This window comes from Methylocystis sp., assembly GCF_051061225.1.
Taxonomy (GTDB): domain Bacteria; phylum Pseudomonadota; class Alphaproteobacteria; order Rhizobiales; family Beijerinckiaceae; genus Methylocystis.
This window is the reverse complement of sequence record NZ_JBPFEB010000081.1, coordinates 1-3,455: the sequence shown is the minus strand read 5'-3', so window position 1 is coordinate 3,455 and position 3,455 is coordinate 1. Positions and strand designations below refer to the sequence as shown.

General features: G+C 62.4%; 3 protein-coding genes. All 3 read left to right on the top strand.

Features of this window, described 5'->3' with window-relative positions; all coding sequences use genetic code 11:
• Nucleotides 1-1,536: MMPL family transporter (locus tag ACR652_RS14195; RefSeq protein WP_434507125.1), on the top strand; the 1,536-nt coding region annotated here is incomplete at its 5' end.
• Nucleotides 1,533-2,333, top strand: coding sequence for a polysaccharide deacetylase family protein (locus ACR652_RS14190; protein ID WP_434507124.1), 801 nt, complete (start codon nt 1,533-1,535; stop codon nt 2,331-2,333). The genes ACR652_RS14195 and ACR652_RS14190, both read left to right, overlap by 4 nt.
• A gap of 27 nt (nt 2,334-2,360) precedes the next feature.
• Nucleotides 2,361-3,455, top strand: a 1,095-nt coding sequence (locus ACR652_RS14185) for a beta-ketoacyl-[acyl-carrier-protein] synthase family protein (RefSeq protein ID WP_434507123.1), incomplete at its 3' end; no start/stop codon positions are given.

Below are 3,455 nucleotides of genomic sequence, written 5' to 3'. Positions count from 1 at the left end.
ACCGCGTTGATCCTGGGCTTCCTGCCGGTGGCGACAGGTATTCTGGCGGGCATCGCCGCTGTCAGTCTGGGTTTTGGCGTAGTACACGGCATCACGCTGGGCTTCGGCACGGCACTTATCGGCGAGGCCGTGGATTATTCGATTTACCTGTTCATGCAGTCTGAACAAGGCGAAGCCGACCGCAAAAACTGGGTCGCCCGCGTCTGGCCGACGATACGGCTGGGCGTACTGACTTCGGTATTCGGCTTCGCCTCACTGCTGTTCTCGGGCTTTCCCGGACTGGCACAGCTCGGCCTGTATTCGATTGCCGGGCTGCTGGCGGCAGCGGCAATGACACGCTATGTATTGCCGCATCTACTGCCTACAGGGTTCCGGGTGCGTGATGTTTCTGCCATGGGCACAAGGCTTTCAATTCTGGCGAAACAAGCGCCACGCTTGCGCTGGGCCGCCGTTGCGCTGCTGGCGGTAGCCAGTACCATACTCTATATCCACCGTGACAATTTGTGGAGCCATGAACTCGCCTCCCTAAGCCCGGTTTCTACTGCCGACCAAGCGCTGGATAAGCGCTTGCGTGCTGGTATGGGCGCACCCGATGTGCGCTATCTGGTCGTGGTTTCCGGCGACAGCCGCGAAGCTACTCTGCGCTCTGCCGAGCAGGTCTCGCTCGCGCTGCAGCCGCTGGTGGAACAGGGCGCGCTCGCTGCGTTCGAGAGCCCCAGCCGCTATCTGCCTAGCGAGGCTACCCAGCACGCGCGGCAAGCGAGCCTGCCAGAGGCTTCGGTATTGGCCTCACGGCTCGATCAGGCCGCGAAAGATTTGCCCGTGCGCCCACAGCTGTTCACCCCCTTTCTTGCCGACGTGGCGGCTGCTCGCAGCCAGCCTTTGCTGCAAAGCACCGACCTGGACGGTACAGCGATGGCCATGGCGGTGGATGGCCTGCTGATCCGGCAAAACAATCGCTGGAACGCCTTGCTGCCATTGACTGCGCCGGAAGACGGCGAGATCAATGCGGCGCTGGTGCGCAACGCCCTGCCTAAAACCCTGCCCAGCTCCAGCAACGCCCTGTTCGTGGACCTCAAGGCAGAATCCAACCGCCTGTATTCCGGCTACCTGCACGAGGCCATCCTGCTCTCGCTGGCCGGGTTGGCGGCGATAGTCGCACTGTTGTTTGCGGTACTGCGCTCGCCGCGGCGCGTGGCCGCCGTCATCCTGCCGCTGGCAGCGGCAGTGTTGACCGTCACGGCAGGTTTGGCCTTGGCTGGGCAGCAGCTCATCATCCTGCACCTGATCGGCCTGCTGCTGATTGTCGCTATCGGCTCCAACTACGCCTTATTCTTTGACCAGCGCGATGCAACGCAGGCGATGCCGCCGCGCACTGTGGCCTCGCTGTTGTTCGCCAATGTCGCTACCGTGCTCGGCTTTGGGCTGCTGGCATTCTCAAGCGTGCCGGTGCTACAGGCGATGGGCGTCACGGTCGCGCCCGGCGTCATCCTGGCGCTGGTGTTTTCAGCCGTGTTTGCGACGAGGCAACAGTGAGCAGGCGCTGGCGTCCTACCTGGTTCATCCGCGCAACGTTTGCCGTGCATGCGCTGGCGCTGCTAGCTGTACTGCTCAAGCCTGGGCTATGGCCTTTGGCGCTGGGCGCAGTGATCGTCAATCACCTGCTGATCATGGTGGTCGGCCTGTGGCCACGCAGCCATTGGCTGGGGCCGAACTGGACACGCCTGCCCGACGCGGCGGCGGCCCGGAATGAAATCGCGCTGACCATAGATGACGGCCCCGATCCGCAAGTCACGCCGCAAGTGCTGGATGTGCTGGACCGCTATCAGGCCAAAGCCACGTTTTTCTGCATTGGCGAGCTTGCTGCACAGCACCAGGAACTGTGCCGCGAAATCGTCCGGCGGGGGCATGCGGTAGAGAACCACAGCCAGCAGCACCATCACAATTTCTCCCTGCTGGGCATGGCAGGATTCACCTGCGAAATTCAGGCTGCGCAAGATACGCTGACGAGAATCACCGGGCAAACGCCGATGTTTTTCCGCGCCCCAGCCGGCTTGCGCAACCCGTTTCTGGAGCCGGTGCTGGCGAGGCTGGGTTTGCGCCTGGCGAGCTGGACGGCACGCGGTTTTGATACCCGCACCGGCGATGCCGCCAAGGTGACCGCCCGGCTGCTCGCCAAGCTTGGCCCCGGCGCCATCCTACTGCTGCACGACGGCCATGCCGCGCTGACCAAGACTAAACAGCCGGTCATCCTCGAAGTCCTACCCGGCCTGTTGGAAGCTGCTGCCAATGCCGGCCTGCATTTTGTCACCTTGCGCGAGGCCGACCTATAATATGACTTTTATCCTGCTGACCTTTCATTGAATCCGCTATTACTTTCCCATTTCACCGCCACCAGCAGCATTGGGCGCGGACTGGCGCCCACCCTGGAGGCGCTGCGCCGGCGCAAGTCCGGGCTGAAGTCGTGCGCTTTCGATACCGTGGATCTGCCCACCTTTATTGGCGAGGTTGATGGCGTGGATGAGGTTCAACTCCCTGCCCATTTATTGGAGTTTGACTGCCGCAATAATCGCCTGGCGCAACTGGGGCTGGAGCAGGATGGCTTCGCCGATGCGGTGAAGGCAGCGGTAGCCAAATACGGCCGCGACCGCGTGGGCATATTCGTCGGCACCAGCACTTCCGGTATCTTGCAGTCCGAGCTGGCCTATCGTCGGCGCGACCCGGAAACCGGCGCACTGCCATCCGATTTTGTTTACAGCAAAACGCAGAATACGTTTTCCGTGGCCGATTTCACGCGCCAATATTTCGGTCTCAGCGGCCCTGCCGTGGCGATTTCGTCGGCCTGCTCCTCCAGCGCCAAGGTATTCGCTTCAGCGCGGCGCATGATGGAGGCCGGACTGATTGATGCGGCTATAGTCGGCGGCGTGGATACGCTGTGCCTGACCACACTTTACGGCTTCAATTCGCTGGGCCTGCTGTCGCAACAGGCCTGCCGTCCGTTCGACGCGCAGCGCGACGGCATATCCATCGGCGAGGCGGCAGCGTTTGCGCTGCTGGAACGGCCTGCCGATAACGTGGACGAAGACGTCGTGCTGCTGCTCGGCGTCGGCGAATCCAGCGATGCCTATCATATGTCCTCGCCGCATCCGGAAGGCTTGGGTGCGCGCATGGCGATGGAGCAGGCGCTGAAAATGGCGGGACTGGAAGCTGCAGATATCGATTACATCAACCTGCATGGCACCGCCACGCAGAGCAACGATGCGGCGGAAGCCAAGGCTGTGGCCGCCGTGTTCGGCGGCGATACACCATGCAGCTCCACCAAAGGCATGACCGGCCATACGCTGGGCGCGGCAGGCGGGCTGGAAGCCGTGATTTGCGCGCTGGCTTTGCGTCATGGCATGTTGCCCGGCGGCCTGAATGTCACCGAGCTGGATCCCGCCATCCAATTGAATTAT